The organism is Roseibium sp. (assembly GCF_025698965.1).
Taxonomy (GTDB): domain Bacteria; phylum Pseudomonadota; class Alphaproteobacteria; order Rhizobiales; family Stappiaceae; genus Roseibium.
The window spans coordinates 1-16,497 of record NZ_JAILWL010000084.1 but is presented as its reverse complement, the minus strand read 5'-3'; the positions used below and the strand labels follow the sequence as shown (position 1 = coordinate 16,497).

The 16,497-nt window shown below is 54.7% G+C and carries 19 protein-coding genes; 13 read left to right on the top strand and 6 right to left on the bottom strand.

What is annotated here, in order from left to right; all coding sequences use genetic code 11:
• Window positions 1-295 precede the first annotated feature (295 nt).
• Window positions 296-787 (top strand): hypothetical protein, encoded by a 492-nt coding sequence (locus K5905_RS09205; RefSeq protein WP_297582798.1) that lies wholly within the window; start codon window positions 296-298, stop codon window positions 785-787.
• 166 nt (window positions 788-953) lie between these two features.
• Entirely contained in the window at window positions 954-2,219 is a 1,266-nt protein-coding gene (locus K5905_RS09200) for an MFS transporter (RefSeq protein ID WP_297582797.1), read from the top strand.
• Between the two features lie 381 nt (window positions 2,220-2,600).
• Here the strand turns inward: K5905_RS09200 and K5905_RS09195 are convergent, their stop codons facing one another.
• The gene (locus K5905_RS09195; RefSeq protein WP_297582795.1) at window positions 2,601-3,107 is read right to left on the bottom strand and encodes a hypothetical protein; all 507 of its coding nucleotides are present in this window, start codon (window positions 3,105-3,107) and stop codon (window positions 2,601-2,603) included.
• A gap of 128 nt (window positions 3,108-3,235) precedes the next feature.
• Window positions 3,236-3,415 (bottom strand): hypothetical protein, encoded by a 180-nt coding sequence (locus K5905_RS09190; RefSeq protein ID WP_297582794.1) that lies wholly within the window; start codon window positions 3,413-3,415, stop codon window positions 3,236-3,238.
• Window positions 3,416-3,527: 112 nt separating this feature from the next.
• On the opposite strand from K5905_RS09190, the gene K5905_RS09185 reads away from it, so the two are divergent.
• A complete protein-coding gene (locus tag K5905_RS09185; protein WP_297582793.1) occupies window positions 3,528-3,908 on the top strand; it encodes an HAD family hydrolase in 381 nt (126 codons plus the stop codon).
• Window positions 3,905-4,144 carry an HAD-IA family hydrolase gene (locus tag K5905_RS09180; protein WP_297582791.1) on the top strand — a complete coding sequence of 80 codons (240 nt, stop codon included), beginning with the start codon at window positions 3,905-3,907 and terminating at the stop codon, window positions 4,142-4,144. Before K5905_RS09185 ends, K5905_RS09180 begins: the two co-directional genes overlap by 4 nt.
• A gap of 162 nt (window positions 4,145-4,306) precedes the next feature.
• On the opposite strand, the gene K5905_RS09175 is transcribed toward K5905_RS09180, so the two are convergent.
• Together K5905_RS09175 and K5905_RS09170 are read right to left on the bottom strand one after the other, a co-directional pair.
• Complete coding sequence (locus tag K5905_RS09175) at window positions 4,307-5,530, bottom strand: NAD-binding protein (protein ID WP_297582789.1); 1,224 nt, start codon at window positions 5,528-5,530, stop codon at window positions 4,307-4,309.
• A 284-nt stretch (window positions 5,531-5,814) separates the two neighbouring features.
• Complete coding sequence (locus tag K5905_RS09170; RefSeq protein ID WP_297582787.1) at window positions 5,815-6,243, bottom strand: VOC family protein; 429 nt, start codon at window positions 6,241-6,243, stop codon at window positions 5,815-5,817.
• A gap of 122 nt (window positions 6,244-6,365) precedes the next feature.
• Between K5905_RS09170 and K5905_RS09165 the strand changes: the two genes are divergently transcribed.
• The 3 genes from K5905_RS09165 to K5905_RS09155 all read left to right on the top strand — a co-directional run bounded on the left by K5905_RS09165 (window position 6,366) and on the right by K5905_RS09155 (window position 8,819).
• On the top strand, window positions 6,366-6,956 hold the full coding sequence (locus K5905_RS09165; protein WP_297582784.1) for a TetR/AcrR family transcriptional regulator: 591 nt from the start codon (window positions 6,366-6,368) through the stop codon (window positions 6,954-6,956).
• Window positions 6,957-7,146: 190 nt separating this feature from the next.
• Window positions 7,147-8,418, top strand: coding sequence for an MFS transporter (locus tag K5905_RS09160; RefSeq protein WP_297582781.1), 1,272 nt, complete (start codon window positions 7,147-7,149; stop codon window positions 8,416-8,418).
• Between the two features lie 158 nt (window positions 8,419-8,576).
• Window positions 8,577-8,819, top strand: a complete 243-nt coding sequence (locus K5905_RS09155) for a PilZ domain-containing protein (RefSeq protein ID WP_297582778.1) — start codon at window positions 8,577-8,579, stop codon at window positions 8,817-8,819.
• Between the two features lie 52 nt (window positions 8,820-8,871).
• Here K5905_RS09155 and K5905_RS09150 read toward each other — a convergent pair whose 3' ends face one another.
• A complete protein-coding gene (locus tag K5905_RS09150) occupies window positions 8,872-9,750 on the bottom strand; it encodes a LysR family transcriptional regulator (RefSeq protein WP_297582776.1) in 879 nt (292 codons plus the stop codon).
• Between the two features lie 114 nt (window positions 9,751-9,864).
• Between K5905_RS09150 and K5905_RS09145 the strand changes: the two genes are divergently transcribed.
• The 6 genes from K5905_RS09145 to K5905_RS09120 are packed head-to-tail and all read left to right on the top strand — an operon-like array spanning window position 9,865 to window position 15,587.
• Window positions 9,865-10,692: a putative hydro-lyase gene (locus K5905_RS09145; protein ID WP_297582774.1), complete on the top strand. Its 828-nt coding sequence runs from the start codon at window positions 9,865-9,867 to the stop codon at window positions 10,690-10,692.
• A gap of 35 nt (window positions 10,693-10,727) precedes the next feature.
• Window positions 10,728-11,774 carry a TRAP transporter substrate-binding protein gene (locus tag K5905_RS09140; RefSeq protein WP_297582772.1) on the top strand — a complete coding sequence of 349 codons (1,047 nt, stop codon included), beginning with the start codon at window positions 10,728-10,730 and terminating at the stop codon, window positions 11,772-11,774.
• 11 nt (window positions 11,775-11,785) lie between these two features.
• Window positions 11,786-12,319 (top strand): TRAP transporter small permease subunit, encoded by a 534-nt coding sequence (locus K5905_RS09135; protein ID WP_297582769.1) that lies wholly within the window; start codon window positions 11,786-11,788, stop codon window positions 12,317-12,319.
• Complete coding sequence (locus tag K5905_RS09130) at window positions 12,316-13,596, top strand: TRAP transporter large permease (protein WP_297582766.1); 1,281 nt, start codon at window positions 12,316-12,318, stop codon at window positions 13,594-13,596. The genes K5905_RS09135 and K5905_RS09130 overlap by 4 nt, the downstream gene beginning before the upstream one ends.
• A gap of 11 nt (window positions 13,597-13,607) precedes the next feature.
• Window positions 13,608-14,261, top strand: coding sequence for a DUF2848 domain-containing protein (locus K5905_RS09125; RefSeq protein ID WP_297582763.1), 654 nt, complete (start codon window positions 13,608-13,610; stop codon window positions 14,259-14,261).
• A gap of 42 nt (window positions 14,262-14,303) precedes the next feature.
• The gene (locus K5905_RS09120) at window positions 14,304-15,587 is read left to right on the top strand and encodes an amidase family protein (protein WP_297582762.1); all 1,284 of its coding nucleotides are present in this window, start codon (window positions 14,304-14,306) and stop codon (window positions 15,585-15,587) included.
• A 1-nt stretch (window position 15,588) separates the two neighbouring features.
• Here the strand turns inward: K5905_RS09120 and K5905_RS09115 are convergent.
• Window positions 15,589-16,497, bottom strand: a 909-nt coding sequence (locus K5905_RS09115) for a LysR substrate-binding domain-containing protein (protein ID WP_297582759.1), incomplete at its 5' end; no start/stop codon positions are given.

Below are 16,497 nucleotides of genomic sequence, written 5' to 3'. Positions count from 1 at the left end.
ATCACCAAGATTTTAATGTATTCATACCCTAGAGTTATGGCGGTCACAGGCAGTTTTGTTGTACTAGGCCGTGTGGACGCATTGGTTTGGAGCGTGATTTGAGAAAAGATTGTGCATTTGGATCTTGAGGACATCAGAAAGCACGCCCGTATATCAATACGGACCTCGCATCTGTCTTGCTCAAACCTCAAATGCAATACGCGCCACGCCCGAAACCAATTTGTCTACACGGCCTAGGCATAATGTTGTTTTAGACCGTAACTTTGGATGACCTTTTTCAAACTCGGGACCACCGATGAGACATATTGTTATTGCCAGCTTATTTGCTCTTTCTCTTGCTGCCTGCCAGTCCGGCTCGCAGCGGTCGACTGCTCCCGACCAGCCACAGCTTAGTGTCCCCGCAGGCGCTCAAAGCGTCAATATTGCAGCGGACCCGGCGACGGTGCGTGCGGCGCTCGTTTCCAGTGCTCAGGAGCGCGGTACGGTTGTTTTGCAGGACGAGACGAATATGGTCGTCCTGGAACGCCCCATGACGGGCGAAAATCCGGCGCTTGATTCAGAATTCGGCCCTTCCGACAACGGTCAGCGCGTAATCCGCATCCGGGTGCGCTTTACCGGAACACCATGTCAGACCCTGGCGGTTCAGGACCTTGCAGTGATCAATAATGTCCGTACTGCACTGGAGCAGAGTTTCGTTCTTCCGGGCAACCCGAACACGATGCAAAGCCTGCAGGGTTTGAAATCAAGGGCCGAACAAAGCAGTTCCTGCCCGCCGATTGCCTCCTAGACGGCCGGCTTCCGATCTGCCAAGCTCTCCTTACCCAATGTTTTCAGAGGGTAAGGCATTTCGTGAGTAGATTGACCCCACCTATTGCTGCCTGAAATCGAAGAATTCAACGCGATAGGAAACGCTATTTGGTTCAGGGTTTCCACGAGACGTCGTAGGAGGGGAAATGCTGGCTCGGATTGCGTTGTTGCTGGTCGTGATAGTGGACCTCATGGGTCAGGGTCTGATCTTTCCGATCATCAACACGTTGCTGATCGACCCGACTGCAACGTTCCTGCCGAAAGGCACCCTCTCCTCCACCCGGGAGTTCTATTACGGACTGGTCAGCGCGGTCTTTTATCTGTTCTGGTTCTTCGGTGCGGCCTACATCTCAAAACTTTCCGATCACATCGGCCGCAAGACCGGGATTGTAATTTGCCTGGTCGGTGCCGTGGCCGGATACGGTCTGACAATCCTTGCGATTGAATTCTCCAGCCTCTGGATGCTCATCCTCGGTCGCGCGATCTCCGGTTTCACCGCCGGCAATCAGCCAATTGCACAGGCCGCTCTCATCGATGCCAGTGAAACGGAGCAGGAAAAGAGCAGCAATCTCGGCTATATCGTCGGGGCATCCGCTATCGGCATGATGATCGGACCATTGTTGGCCGGCGTATTGAGCGACAACAATATTCTTGGATCCTATGCGTCCCTGGAATTGCCATTCTACGTTGCCATCGTGCTTGTCGTCCTGACGCTCGCGCTGATCCTAGGCGCCTATTCCGATGTTCGGCTGGAGCGCAAACCTATCGATTTCGGCTTGTCCGAAGTGTTTCTGACACTTTACCGCATTCGTGAATTTCCGGTCGTGCAGAAGTTGTCCTTCGGCTATTTCTTTTTCCTCATGGGCCTCAATGCCTATTACATCTATCTGGCCGATTACCTGATCGAGCGGTTTAAATTCACCACCTTCCAAAACAGCATGATGCTGGTCATTCTCGGCCTGGCACTGATGCTGGGCGGTACCGTGCTGGTTCCTTATGTCAGCAAGCGCTATCGCAAGATCCCGACAATCGTCGCTACCGCAATTGTCATGTCGGTCTTCATCATCTTGTTCATGATCAACCCGGTCCCGGACCTCAGCTACATCCTGATCATCCCGATCCTGCTCGCCTTCGGTCTCGGATACCCGACCCTGCTGGCGCTCTTTTCCGCCAGCGTCGATGAAACCCGCCAGGGTTGGGTCATGGGCGTGACCATCGCATGGTTCACCATGGGTTCCGGAACGATTGCCCTCATCGGCGGACCGCTCATGTCGCTGAGCATCTATCTGCCTTTCAGCGTCGGTGTCGCCAGCTTCGGCATGTGCCTGCTCTTTGTCTTTACGATCTGGCAGAACAAGGAAGTTCAGGCTCTTGATCCCGCCATTCAGGCACGAGACAAAACCTCAGACTGAACAAATCTGGAGCCTTGCCTTCAATATTAACTGTAATTTGCAATTCCAAATTTTGCGCCTTACCGGTCACAACCATATTTGGTATTTCGAATTTAGGTAGATTTTTATCAAGTTAGGCATCGGGGCGATTTTAAACCATGAATTTTCTATTGAGCGTCGGTACAGCATTTTATTGGATTGTTGCTGCCGTCTTTTTATCCCTCACCTTGCTCGAACTGAACTTCAAAAATCTCAATGATTTTCTGCGCACCGGCTGTGCTGTTTTGACGTCTGTTCTTTGGCCGCTCTCAACTGCGGTTGTTCAATCGCTGCTGAGACGCAAGCGACTGGTGTAGCCACCTGCTCTCCACAAGGCATTGCAGATCCGAACCAGCCAGTCATTCACTTCTGCTTCGCTTGGCCGAGAAAATCGGCACAGGTCTTCAGCTGTCGTAAGACCATGGGCAATTTGATGGCATCTACAGCCTGACTGAAAGACGTGTGTGAAGGTTTGACAATCAGCAGGTTTTGCTCCTCAAGAAGAGCAACTTCATCTTCCGTCAGAGGTCTTTCCGTTCTCAATGCGAAATCAAGTCCAGCTTCGGCAGGTACGGTGATTTGCTCTCCGCCCGGTGGCACAAGATTGACGTTGAATTTCGTCCCGACAACAAACGCGCCTGGCCAGAAATAAGCATCTATCGACACGCCTGGATTTGAAAGGTCATGAACCAGCCAGAAGGACATATAGGGAGCATGACTGGTTTCAATGATTGGCCGGTTGATGGCCTTGCATTTGTCTTTCTCACTCCAGACCGTCCAGTTTCCATCTTGGTACCAGAAGCTCACAACTGCATTTGCGTTGCTGCTTATCCAGAAAATCAAACAAAGAGCCAGAAAGGGTATTTTCATTGCATTTCTCCATTTGAAACATGTTTTGAAATAAAATCTCCGCACCGTACCGATTTCGACAATTCAGCAATTTACAACAAAATTACCTTAGGTCAGGTGTAGCATCGGTTGTTCACGCAATTGCAACCTCACTTGCCTCGCAGATCTTCCTGAAACCGGTTCTGCGAGGCACTTTCCATGAGCAGCTCAGCATCGAAACAATCGCGCGCATAAATAGCCAGCGCATGACGCTCAGCATCTGCCTGCTCTTTGTCTTTACGATCTAGTGGAAACAGAAGGAATCGGTAACAAAGGAATTCAATGTCCACCTGCGTTTGCTTTCTGCACTTGATAGGAGGTTCACATGGGTGAAATTTTGATTATCGAGCCGTTGTTCAAACCCGCTATCGGCATTGTTTGACAAAGGAACAATTCAAAAAGATGTTGCAGCTAGATCGATCCTATTCAGCGGTTTTGTTCGATATGGATGGAACACTTCTGGATTCCCGGGCCGTGGTTGAGCGTATATTGACTGATTGGGCTGTTACTAACGAACTTGACCCAGCTGCTCTATTTGCCGTTTCACACGGCCGAAGAACAATTGACGTAGTCCGGGAATTTGCGAAATCCGGCATGGATTGCGAAGCTGAGGCTAACAAAATTGAAGCGGCAGAAACTTCCGATATCCGCGGAATAGTAGCAATCCCTGGTGCTGTTGATCTATTGAACCAATTACCACCGGGACGTTGGGCAATCGTAACCTCCGCCGGCCGTGACCTCGCTATCCGCCGATTAACAGCAGCCGGCCCGAAGTGTTCGTGACCGCAGAGGATATCGAACGCGGCAAACCAGACCCGTCAGGTTACATCCTGGCCGCAGAAAAACTTGGTACGAGTGCCGAACAATGTTTGGTCTTTGAAGACGCGGCTGCTGGTATTCAGGCAGGGCTAAATGCCGGAAGCGACGTGGTTGCGATTGGGTTCGCCAGTCCGAACGACGCAAAACCGGCCTGTCCGTTGATTTCAGATTTCCGAGAAATCGAATTCAGATTGACCTGAAATCGTGGCTTCGCTGATCCCCTCAAGACCAAAGAAAAATTGAAAGCGGCAATCGACGTTTTATGAGTACACGCCCTAAATCCAAACGCGTACTGACAGCTAGTTCTTTCAAGAAATCTAAATGTCCCAAAGAACTCGGCCCCCTGCCGGCCTCAATCAGCCTCACACCTTGTCGCCAAACAGATAAAGTCTTTCTCCTGACAGAATAGACCTGATCAGATCCTCGAAATCGGCAGTTGTCATGTTGCCCCAGTCGGGCGTGTCGACCACCTGAGCCCGGCCGATCCGGCGTCCGATTTCACTGACGGTTCTGGCTCGACCACATCGTTCGGAATTATAGCGTAACAAGAGCTCCGGCAGGTCGCAGATCTCACTGCCAAGACGTTCGATCGCCAGGGCATCTTCCAGCGCCTTGGTCGCTCCGCTTGCGGTATGAGGCCGGGTCAGGGTCCCGGCGTCGCCGATCAGCATTGTGCGGTTGCCGACATAAGTGTCGACAACGCTGTCGTAGATTGGCTGGATCGACACTTCTTCACGCGGGGAATGTCCGATCAGCTCCGCAATGGCAGGTGGGAAATGTTCCGCAAGCAAGGCCTGAAGATCCTTGAAGATCTCTGCGGTGATCGATCCTGGAGGTTCGGATTCTATACCATTTAGCGTAAGCGCTCTCGGGCAAGGAGCATAGACGCCCCAATTGACCCGCCGTTTACCAGGAGACGTGCTGCCATCGGATCCGGGGATCATGTACAAGATACTGTGTCCATCTGAAAACGGCACGACCAATCGTGCGGCTTCGCGGTCAAGAGCTTCGATCAGGCTTCTGTCCTCAAGCTCGGCTTCCGGGTAATTGCCGCGCCATAGGATGTAGTCGGCAAATTCCGGCTCCGCCTCCGGATGCAGATTTTGCCGAACCGCCGAGTGATAGCCGTCAGCACCAACAAGAAGGTCGAATTCCCGCCGGGATCCGTCGGCAAACCGAACCGTGACGGTTTCTCCGGTCTCATCAAATGCTTCAAGCGCCTTGCCTTCGTGATAAAGCCTGTCGGGAACGAGGCGCCTCAACGCTTGCCAGAGGTTGCCCCAGTTGTTGGCGACGGAGGGACTGGGTTGCGTCCAAAGCCGGCGACCATTTTGTGATCCATCGGGAAACTGCCACCATCTGACCTTCGCTTCACAAACTGAATAGTCCTGTGGCAGATATCCTTTGTCTTCCAGCTCGGCACACAAAGGTTTTGGAATGTCGATTCCGGATCCGCGGTCTTTCAGGCCGTGAGACGAGCGTTCAAAGACTTCCACATCACAGCCAATGCGCAGGAATGCAGTTGCAGCGGCACAGCCGGAAATGCTGCCACCGACAATTCCGACTTTCAGTCCCTTGATCGACATCACCTGTCACAATCTTTGTCTTCATTTCAATCGGTGCTTCCAATCTTCGCGAATCAGAAATCACGCTGAAGACAACATCAATTATTGCCGCAATTTGAATTGCGGAAAAGCAGCATGCAACCACCTCAATCCACTTTGGAGAATTCCTCTGATCTGCAAGTTGCGAACGCGCCCGGCACCGCGGGCAAGTTATCTCATAGCCATGCTGCGAGGCGGCACTTGTCGACAACTTTTGCCTGAAAGATACCCGGTCGGTCGAGCGCCGCCTCAGGATCAACCTATCGTCAGCCCGGAACCGCTTCCGGCGAAAACTGCGCCAGAAACTCTGCACTTGGCGGTATCGGCTTGATCACGTCGATCATGACGCCATTCGGATCCTGAGTGATGAAATGCCTTTGGCCGAAGGGTTCGTCCTTGAGCGCCAGAAGGATCGGCAAGCCCATCTGCCTTGCCTCTGCATAAATGGCATCGACATCTTCAACTTCAAAATTAAGCAGAAGGCCTGTTGCCCCTGCCCCGCGACCCTGTTCCGGAATGGTTTCATGCGACTGATCCAGAACAGCAAGATTGACCTTCTCATCTTCCAGCGATTGAAGATGAACATACCAGTCCGCCTCGAAAACAGCCTTGAACTTGAAGTTCTCCTGATAGAACCGTGCGGTGTCAGTCACACTGTCCGTCATGAGGACCGGATAATACTGAGTGCATTTCATGGCATTTCTCCCGGCAGTTTGGCGTTGAAAGCAGCTCGCATTGCGCGCCTTTCTGCTTTTCTCGCCTTAAAAAAAGACATACAGTTTGTATGTATAAATCAATTAACATACAGGCTGCATGTATGCAAGAAGCTAAAACACGCCGATCACAGGCCGAAAGACGGGCCGAGACACGCCGTGCCCTTTTGGACGCGGCACGCTGTCTTATCGTGGAGAAGGGGTATGCCGAAACAGGTACGCCGGAGATCGTCAAATTGGCGGATGTCACACGCGGCGCTCTTTATCATCATTTCGCCGACAAGGCTGACCTGATGCGCGCGCTTGTGCTGCAGGAAGCATCTGCCGTTGCACAGGAAATCGATGCACAAACCAATACGGATCAGCCGCCGCTGGAAGCCTTCATGACCGGTGCAAGTGCCTATTTTTCCGCCATGTCCTTTCCCGGACGAGCGAAGATCATGCTGCTTGAGGGACCAACTGTGCTGGGCCAGACAGAAATGGCGGAGATTGACCGCGAGACGGGTGGTGCCACACTTTTGGAAGGCTTGCGACATGCGGCGGCTCAAGGGGCTTTGAGGGACATCCCCCTGAAACCGTTGGCCGTCCTCCTTTCATCGGCTTTTGATCGCGCGGCGCTCGCAATTGCCGCCGGTGAAGACCGGACTTCTTACGAAAAGGCGACCCGGACGCTGCTCGCGGGCGTGCTGGCCTGACGGTCTCGGGTCGCTTGTAAGCGAAGCTGAGATTAGGCAAGAAGTCGCTACGAAAACAGAAAGTTACGCACACTTTCCGCGAACATACAATCACGAGGTGTGCTACACTTCCTGCATGATCTTGAATTGCTTTTCGTCGCTGCCGCCTTCAGCGGTTGAATGACTGGTTAAGCGAAATGGGGGGAAGATCTTGAACCCGGCGAAATTGAGCCTGATGCTTGTCGTGCTTGTTGACGTTATGGGACAGGGTCTCGCCTTCCCGATATTCAATACATTGATGATGCAAGCCGATCTCGGGTTTCTGCCGGCTTCGACAAGCGAATCCGCCCGCAGATTGAACTATGGCCTTGTCATTGGGGTCTTTTTCACAACCTGGTTTCTGGGCGCCGTCTATGTCAGCAGAATATCCGATAGTATCGGCCGCAAGAAAGGCATCATCCTGTGCCTTACCGGTTCGTTCACGGGCTACCTCCTGACGATTGTCGCCATGGCATCCAACAGTCTCTGGCTCTTGCTGGCCAGCCGGGCCATAACAGGATTTACCGCCGGTACCCAGTCAATTGCCCAGGCTGCCATGGCCGATGTCAGCACGGATGATGCCGACAAGGGGCGCAATATGGGCTTCATCGTTGCCGGGGCCGGTATCGGTCTGGTTGTCGGCCCCGTAATTGGCGGTGTCTTTTCCGATCCGAACCTTCTGGGCAGCGATGCTTCGCTGGCTTTGCCGTTCTATGTCGGCGGCGCACTCAATCTGTTCGCGGCCGCGATGATCCTTGTGTTCTTTCACGATGTGAACCCGAACCGCCTGCCCCTGCGCATCAATCCTCTCGACGTGGTGCGCCTCATCCTCGACATCGGCAAACACCCCACCGTTTGCCGCGTCACGATATTGTTCTTCCTCTATATGGCCATGTTGATCACGGCCTATATCTTCCTGACCAACTATCTTTCGAGCCGCTTTGGTCTGGACACCGCAGGAACCAGCGTCGGCGTTCTGATTTTCGGTGCAAGCTTCGGTGTCACCAGCACGTTTCTGGTCGGTCCGTTTCAGGAGCGGATGTCCCGTAAATCAATGATCGTTTTTTCTGCCGTGACGATGATCGCATCGATCGCATTGCTGATTTCAGCGCCGAATTCGACGCTTGCCTATCTCGCCTTCATTCCCTTCGGCATCGCCCATGGCATCGGCGCCCCTGCTCTTTTTGCGCTCTATTCCTCCAGCGTCGACGAGACCCTGCAGGGGTGGGTCATGGGGGTTTCCGTCGCCATGTGGACGCTCGCCGCCGGATTGAATTCGTTCATCGGTGGCGAGTTGCTGACTTTCGGAATACGAAATCCGTTTCTGCTGTCAATGGGATACGGTGTGCTGTTGCTCGTCGCCATCTTCATCATCGGTCGGTCGGACGATATTCGTCGTATCTCCGGTCGGGTGGTGACTGGACCGAAATCCGAAACCGAGTGATCGAGTTCAATCTCTCTGCCGCCACAGCTTCCTCTAGGAAAGTACGACTTAACATAATCTTAAAATGTAAGATCTACCTTAAGTAGAAATCTGAATTATACGCTTTCCTCTAGGGCTGCTTGGAAATGGTTTCGGCGACACGTGTATTATATGAAGATATGCGAACGTTTCCCCGCAAACGATGCAAGTGGAAAGGCATTCTGAAATTTGAGGATACCCACCGACCTTGTGTTGTTGAGGATATCGGCGTCGGCGGTTGCCGGGTCGCCGTGAACACCAAGGACCTTGAACTCAAATCGCGCATTGTTATCGAGATCGAAAGTCAGAAACTGCGTTTTCACGGCGAGATCCGCTGGACCAAGAACGAAGAAGCGGGCGTTGAATTTCTCTACATGGACTAAGGTCTGTTTATGGGTCCGTGCATAACGCTTAACTGTTGCTTTGCCGCCAACCTTACCCGTAGATCGCTTCATGATGAGCTTCTGCAACCCGTTGTGCGACCTTTGCCGCGCGGGCAATCAGCTGGTTCAGGGGTTCGGCGACATAGGTCGCGGTGAAACGTAAAGGGGTCGGCTGCCAGCCGGGATCGAACGTTGCAATTCTGTTCTGCTCAACAAATTTGCGTCCAAGTACATTTGGCAAGATCCCGACACCAATCCCTGACGCAACCATCTCGAACCCGGTGGACAGCGAATTGGTCGGAAAGATCTGGGCAGTGCTGCCATGGCGACTTCGCAGTTCCTGGGTCAGTTCCCTGTGCGGACGCGACTGCCGGTTATAGGTAATCACTGGCGTGACACTGAGATCCGGATCTTCCAGTCCCACAGGTCGGTACCAGTCAAGCTGAAACGGCGGCAGCTCCAGATTGTCGGCACTGTAATCGGATATAGGTCCCATCAGGATGGCCAGATCCAAGGACCTGTCCAGCAACATCTCCCGCATGTTGAGAGAGATATCGACGGATACCTCAATGTTGAGTTTTGGATACCTGTGGTGAAGTTCGGTCAGAAAATCCGGGAGCCAGGTCTGGGCAACCGTTTCAGCCACCCCCAATCTCAGCAGGCTGCTGACGCTGTCTTCCGACATCACGTCCCCCTTGATGCGTTCGGTGACGGCCATGATCTGTTCCGCATGCTGGCGCAGCAGCACCCCTTTTCTGGTCAGCACAACCCCGGTTGAAGTCCTGCTGAACAACTCCGTACCCAGATAGGTTTCCAGACTGGAAATCCGTGTCGATACAGCTGGTTGCGAGATATGCAGTTGCTCGGCGGCCTTACGCACGCCACCCATTTTCGCAACGGTCAGGAACGTGCGAAGCTGTTCAAAGGTCATGGGGTTTCACTCCAGTAAAGTGATCCAAAAATTTGATCACTTTGGACAAAAAATGACGATTTGACTTGATCATAGTTCCGCCGCAGCATTTTACCAGCAACTTTCGAGGTGGAAATGACGAGTGAACTGGCAGAGACGTCCAACCTGTTTGATCTGGACACCATTGCCCAGCGTGAAGCCATTCGCTTTGGCCGCTATTCGGGGCACACGGCCGGTCTGGCAAAGGGCAAGCTGCAATGCAATCTGGCTATTTTGCCGGGTCTTTATGCCGATGACTTTCACACCTATTGCCGGCAGAACCCGAAGGCCTGTCCTCTGGCCGGCGTTTCCGAGCCTGGCAATCCCCTGATTGAACGCCTCGGCGACAACGTCGATATTCGGACCGACGCGGCCAGATACAATATCTATCGCTTCGGCAAGCTCGAGAAACAGGTATGCGACCTGAATGATCTGTGGCGGGACGACCTGGTCGCCTTCGCGATCGGTTGCTCCTTCACCTTCGAAAACGCCCTTCGCCACGCCGGCATCGCAATGCGTCACATCGATTGCAATGTCACAGTGCCAATGTACCGGAGTTCGATCGAAACAATCGCAAGCGGCCCCTTCGGTGGTGGTATGGCCGTCTCAATGCGGCCTATTCCAAAGGAACGCATCGATGAAGTCCACGCCATTTGCCGCAAGTATCCCCTCGCCCACGGCGCACCCGTTCATGTCGGTGACCCTGAAGCAATCGGCATTGGTGATCTGAACACGCCCGACTGGGGCCAGCCGGTCGCAATTCGAAAAGAGGAAGTCCCCGTTTTCTGGGCATGCGGCGTGACGCCTCAGGTCGCCATCATGGCCGCGCAGCTGCCCTTGTCGATAACACACGCCCCGGGAGCAATGCTGATCGCGGACGTCGGTGAACTTACAGCACCACTTTATAAATATAACGATAAATAACTGAAAACAAACACGAACAGAGGATGTACCACGCTATGAAAAATGTCATCATGCTATCAGCGATGTCGATGGTCGCGCTGACCACGGGCTCTGCCGCACAGGCAGAAGAACTTGCTGTCGTCGGCAGCTGGAGCGGCTTGCCTCTACACAAGCAGTACGAAGCTCCGTTCTGGAACGAAAAGCTTCCCGAAACCTCTGGAGGTGATCTGACTGCTGCGCTGACGACCCACGATCAGATGGGGATCGCAGGCGGCGACGTGTTCCGTCTTCTTTCACAAGGTGTCTTTGACGTCGGCATGACAGTTGCCGATTATGCCGTGTCCGACAGTGTCGCTCTTGAAGCACTCGACGTACCGCTGATTGCAACCGATGCGGCCACCGCGCAAAAGGCCGTGGAAGCGGCAAGGCCGATGGTCGACGAAATCTATCGCGACGTTTTCAATGCCAAAGTCCTCGGCATCGCCCCCTACCCGCCGCAGGTGGTTTTCTGTAATGCCGATATCGCGTCGCTTGACGACCTGAAAGGCAAGAAAGTTCGCGCATCCGGCCGCATGACCGCCAAATTTCTCGAAGCCCTGGGTGCCGAGGGTGTAAATGTTTCCTTCGGCGAAGTCCCTGGCGCCTTGCAGCGCGGCGTTGTCGACTGTGCAATCACCGGAGCCGGATCGGGCTACAACGCCGGCTGGTGGGAAGTCTCCACCCACCTCATGCCACTCCCGCTTGGCGGCTGGGATCCGGTTGTCACCGCCATCAATCTCGACAAGTGGAACTCTCTGTCCAGCGAACAGCAAGCTGTTCTCGAAACGGGCGTGAAGGAAAACCTGGAGGCCCCGGCCTGGAAAACAGCGCAAAACGCACTTGAAAACGACATTGCATGCCTGACGGGTAATGGTGAGTGCCCTTATGGTGACACCAGAGGTCTGGTGCTTGTTGAAGCCAGTGCAGCCGATCAGGCAAAGGCCAAGGATGTGCTCATCACGGAAGTTCTTCCGGACTGGGCAGAACGTGCAGGTGGAGACTGGGCAAAGCGCTGGAGTGACAGCGTTGGGCAGGTCACCGGTGTGAACCTGGAAACAAACTAAGGCCGGATCTCATGACTTCCCTGGTTTCCTTCATTCGGCGGCTCAATGACCGTCTAGCAATCGGTGTCGGACTGATACTGCTTGCATGCGTGGCTTTTACACTGATCGAGATTGTCGCGCGCAGACTGGGCGGCTCAATCGGGGGAGTCGATGAAATCTCCGGCTATGTGATGGCCGTCACCACCAGCTGGGGGATCAGTTACGCCCTGACGGAGCAAGCCCATGTACGCATTGACCTGCTTCGTCAGCGCCTGGTCCCCTTCGGCAGGGCGGTCTTCGACATCATTTCACTGATTTGCCTGGCTGGCACGGCCATCGTGGTTGCCTGGCGGGGTTGGGGCGTGTTGGAAAAAACGCTTTCCACCGGTGCGCGCGCAAACACGCCGCTGGAAACACCGCTTTGGATCCCGCAATCGCTATGGTGGACGGGGTGGGTCTGGTTTGCCGTTTCCGCAAGCATTCTTCTAGTGTCCGTTCTCGTGAAATTCATGTCTTCCGACTACCAGTCCGTTGACGAAATCGCCGGTGCGAGGGGGGAAGCATGATCGCCTTTACTTCAGTCGGTCTTCTCGGACTTTTGACGCTTTCCATTCCGGTCGGCATCGTGCTGTTTCTGCTGGCCTTTGGCATCGACACGTTCTTCAGCCCGTTTCCCCTGATGCGCGGCCTTGGACAGATCGTCTGGTCCTCCTCCAACAGCGGAACGCTGATTGCCATACCGCTCTTCGTATTGCTGGGTGAAATTCTGGTACGCAGCGGAGTTGCAAAACGCACCTACGCCGCATTGGAAAAGTGGGTGGCCTGGATGCCGGGTGGATTGATCCACGCCAACATCGCCACATCAACAATGTTTTCCGCAACAAGCGGGTCGTCTGTGGCGACAGCTGCAACTGTGGCCACTGTCGCCATGCCTCAGGCAAAGACATTGGGTTACAATCAGAAACTCTTTTCGGGCGCCATCGCTGCCGGTGGTACGCTCGGCATCATGATCCCGCCCTCGATCAACCTGATCGTCTATGGGTTCCTGACCGAAAGCTCCATCCCGCAACTGTTCCTGGCCGGACTGGTTCCGGGACTGTTTCTGGCGGCCCTTTTCATGCTGATCACAGTCATACTTTGCATCTTCAAGCCCTCGCTTGGAGGTTCACGCCAGTCAAGCTCGGTGGGTGAAAAGCTCGAAGGCTTGACCGATCTGTTGCCAATTCTCGGGTTGTTTGGCGCAATCGTGGGCTCCATCTACGCGGGCTGGGCAACTCCGACCGAAGCAGCAACGGTCGGAGTTGCCATTGCCCTCATGATTGCGGCACATCAGAAAGCCCTGAACTGGAATATGTTGTCCAAGGCTCTGCGCGGGTCGGTGAAGACGTCAGCCATGATCATGCTGGTGGTGATCGGGGCCTATGTTCTGAACTTTGCCCTGACGGCTGCCGGTGTCAGTCGAGCCCTGCAGAACGTTCTGAATGACCTCGGTCTTGGCCCTCTGGAAACTTTGATGGTGATCATTCTGATCTACATCGTCCTCGGCTTCTTCATCGAAACCCTGTCCCTGATGGTTGCAACAATTCCGATCGTTGTTCCGATCATTGTCCAGCTTGGATATGACAAGATCTGGTTCGGCATCCTGATGATCATCCTTGTTGAAATGGCACTGATCACGCCGCCAGTCGGACTTAATCTCTATGTCGTCCAGGCCGCGCGAAAATCGGGCAGCTTCAGCGATGTGATGCTTGGCTGCATTCCCTATGCCCTGGCGATGCTCGCCATGGTCGGTTTGCTCATCATTGCGCCGCAACTCGCGCTCTTCCTTCCTTCAACCTTGTAAGAGACCCTTCCATGGACTTTCATACGGCTTCCGGAGTGCTGACCAGCACTCCGAACCGGCTCATTGTGGCCGGCTGGACCGGGCGAAACCGGTCCGCAGTGGATCATCACATTGAAGAATTGGCCGCGCTCGGCGTCCCCGCCCCTTCCTCCGTACCGCTCTACTACCAGTGCGCGCCGTCCCTTTTGACACAGGAGGCAGTCATCCAGGTTCTCGGACCCGACACATCCGGAGAAGCGGAACCCATCCTCTTGCGTACCGGCGGCACAACCTGGATCGGGCTGGCTTCCGATCATACGGACCGGGCACTCGAAGCCCACTCCGTTGCCGCCTCCAAACAGGTCTGCGCAAAACCGGTCGCCGACAGGCTCTGGAAGCTGGAAGACGTTGCCGGTCACCTCGATGATCTGAAACTCCAATCCTGGATTCTGGAAGACGGCGATTGGCGCGCCTACCAGGATGGCACGCTGGCCTCGATCCTGCCGCTGCAAAGGCTGATCGAGGGAGCTCGGCTTGAAGATGGGACTGCAATGCTCTGCGGTACCTTGCCGGCAATCGGCGGTGTGCGCCCTGCCGCCGACTTCAGGATGGCGCTCACGGACCCCATTCACGACCGATCGATCGTGTGGGGCTACAAGACCTCTTCCCTTGAGATTATTTCGTGATATCCATCTGACAACGCTTCCGAACCAAAGGATCATGACACCATGAGCGCACCGTTTCCCTGGACCGCCCAAACCGCCGAGAGCAGACTTGAAACAGCTCTTGAGCGTGCATCCGGGGAAGCTGCTGCCACTTCCGTCTTTATCAAACTGCTGGCAAACCGGGCCCGCAATCAGGCAAATGCTGCAAAGGCGATCGACTCGCCTCTGGCTGGTGCTCTCATCAGTGTCAAAGCACTGTTCGACGTGACCGGTGAAACCACAACGTCGGCAACCAGGGTTCTCGCGAACGATCCAGCCGCTGAAACGGACGCACCTGCAATCGCGCGATTGGAACAAGCTGGGGCTGTCTTTGTTGGCATCACCAACATGTCCGAATTCGCCTATTCCGGACTTGGGCTCAATCCCCATTACGGAACACCGCAAAACCCCGCCTATCCTGGGTGCGCGCCAGGTGGTTCGACCAGCGGCGGAGCCGTGTCGGTTGCGCTCGGGCTCTGCGACATTGCAATTGGCAGCGATACCGGAGGTTCTTTGCGGATCCCCGCTGCCTTTACCGGCATCACGGGTTTCAAGCCGACCCAGGCTTCGGTCCCTATGGACGGCGGCAGACCGCTTTCCGACAGTCTCGACAGTTTTGGACCGATGGCTAAAAGCGTGGCGGCCTGTGAGCTTGCCTGGCAGATCATGGCAGACAAGCCGGTTGAACCCGCCACTCCAGAGGCCACTCGGCTGATCGTTCCACTCAACTTCGGTTTCACGGAGATGGACACGGAAGTTGCCGAAGGTTTCAAGGTCGTTGTTCAGGTATTGCGCAATGCCGGACTTGATGTCATCGAAAAAGATCTCGACTGCATTAAACTCTATGATCAGGTTCCGCCCTGGCATATGACTTCAGTCGAATCCCGCGCCCATTACGAAGACCATTTCCAGGCCTCACCGGGCCAGTTCGACCCGCGTGTCCATGCAAGGATGGGACGTGCGGAAGAAATCTCGGCGGTCGAGTACCGACAAACACTGCATCGCCGCGTGGCGTTTATCGAAGCTTTCGACCGGGAACTCGGCGAAGACATCCTGCTGTTGCCGACGACACCGAAATTGCCACCGAAAATCGAAGATCTTGCCGATGACGAAACGTTCAACCGCTTGAACCTTCTGGCACTCCGCAATCCTTCACTCGGCAATGTCGCCGATGCCTGCGGCATCGCTCTTCCCTATCAGCACGGCGGCAACACATTGAGCGCCATGCTGATTGCCAGCGGTGGCCGTGATGAGGCGTTGTTGGCATGTGCGAAGGTTGTTGAGGCAAACCTTTCCAAGGCTGAGTAGCTCACGCACGCGGGCGCGCGGCAACCCAGGTGCCACTGTCAAGCAGGTCCGCGATAACTTCTCGCAACAGATTGCGGATGGCTTCCTGAGCATATGTTACCGGACGACCGGTGGGATAAAGAAGATAAGCGTCCCGCCAAAGGCCCGGCTCCGCAATTCGGCTGCCCCGTAGGTCGCCCGTTGCGATTTCCGATTTGAGTGCATAAAACGGCAGGATGGACGCGCCGAATCCGGCTGCCACCAACCGCTTGATGTTTGCAAATGAGTCGATCTCGATAGCGACCGAAGGTTCAATTCCGATTGCCAGCAATTTCCGGTCGACCAGATGGCGCAAACCATGTGGTGCGCTCGGCAGAACCAGCGGCACGCCCTCCAGATCGGCAAGGTTCAGCTCTTCCGGCCGGTCTTCGTCGCCGGGCCACAAAACGACAAGTTCCTCCTCAAGGAGAAGCTCGGAGACAATCCCCGCTTCCCGGGAACGGTTATAGAGCAAGGCGATGTCGACCCTGCCTTCCGACAGCCAATCGGCGATGAAACCGCTCATGGCTTCGGCAATGTTGAGTGTAATCCGGGGGTAGCGCTCACGGGCGGCAGTAATCAGCGGCAGCGAGACAATGCTGCTGAGCGTTCCAGGTATACCGATACGTACCGTCCCTGTCGGGTCGGTTTCCAGATTTCGGATATCGTCTTCGGTCCGGGCAAGGTCATTCAGGATTGCTCTTGCCCGTCGAACGAGCAACTTGCCGGCTTCGGTCGGCACCACGCCTGATCGACTGCGATCAAGAAGGCGGGTTCCGAGCTCTTCTTCCATATTCTTCAAATGAAGAGACAAGGCCGGTTGCGCAACACCAAGTTGCTCCGAGGCCCGTGTCAATGAGCCTTGCTCGGCGATTTCAAGGAAATATCTTAG

Coding starts and splice junctions, on each gene's coding strand:
- K5905_RS09150 (WP_297582776.1), bottom strand. CDS start 9,750: ATGACCTTTGAACAGCTTCGCACGTTCCTGACCGTTGCGAAAATGGGT.
- K5905_RS09200 (WP_297582797.1), top strand. CDS start 954: ATGCTGGCTCGGATTGCGTTGTTGCTGGTCGTGATAGTGGACCTCATG.
- K5905_RS09135 (WP_297582769.1), top strand. CDS start 11,786: ATGACTTCCCTGGTTTCCTTCATTCGGCGGCTCAATGACCGTCTAGCA.
- K5905_RS09185 (WP_297582793.1), top strand. CDS start 3,528: ATGTTGCAGCTAGATCGATCCTATTCAGCGGTTTTGTTCGATATGGAT.
- K5905_RS09175 (WP_297582789.1), bottom strand. CDS start 5,530: ATGTCGATCAAGGGACTGAAAGTCGGAATTGTCGGTGGCAGCATTTCC.
- K5905_RS09170 (WP_297582787.1), bottom strand. CDS start 6,243: ATGAAATGCACTCAGTATTATCCGGTCCTCATGACGGACAGTGTGACT.
- K5905_RS09155 (WP_297582778.1), top strand. CDS start 8,577: ATGCGAACGTTTCCCCGCAAACGATGCAAGTGGAAAGGCATTCTGAAA.
- K5905_RS09120 (WP_297582762.1), top strand. CDS start 14,304: ATGAGCGCACCGTTTCCCTGGACCGCCCAAACCGCCGAGAGCAGACTT.
- K5905_RS09195 (WP_297582795.1), bottom strand. CDS start 3,107: ATGAAAATACCCTTTCTGGCTCTTTGTTTGATTTTCTGGATAAGCAGC.
- K5905_RS09205 (WP_297582798.1), top strand. CDS start 296: ATGAGACATATTGTTATTGCCAGCTTATTTGCTCTTTCTCTTGCTGCC.
- K5905_RS09140 (WP_297582772.1), top strand. CDS start 10,728: ATGAAAAATGTCATCATGCTATCAGCGATGTCGATGGTCGCGCTGACC.
- K5905_RS09145 (WP_297582774.1), top strand. CDS start 9,865: ATGACGAGTGAACTGGCAGAGACGTCCAACCTGTTTGATCTGGACACC.
- K5905_RS09165 (WP_297582784.1), top strand. CDS start 6,366: ATGCAAGAAGCTAAAACACGCCGATCACAGGCCGAAAGACGGGCCGAG.
- K5905_RS09125 (WP_297582763.1), top strand. CDS start 13,608: ATGGACTTTCATACGGCTTCCGGAGTGCTGACCAGCACTCCGAACCGG.
- K5905_RS09130 (WP_297582766.1), top strand. CDS start 12,316: ATGATCGCCTTTACTTCAGTCGGTCTTCTCGGACTTTTGACGCTTTCC.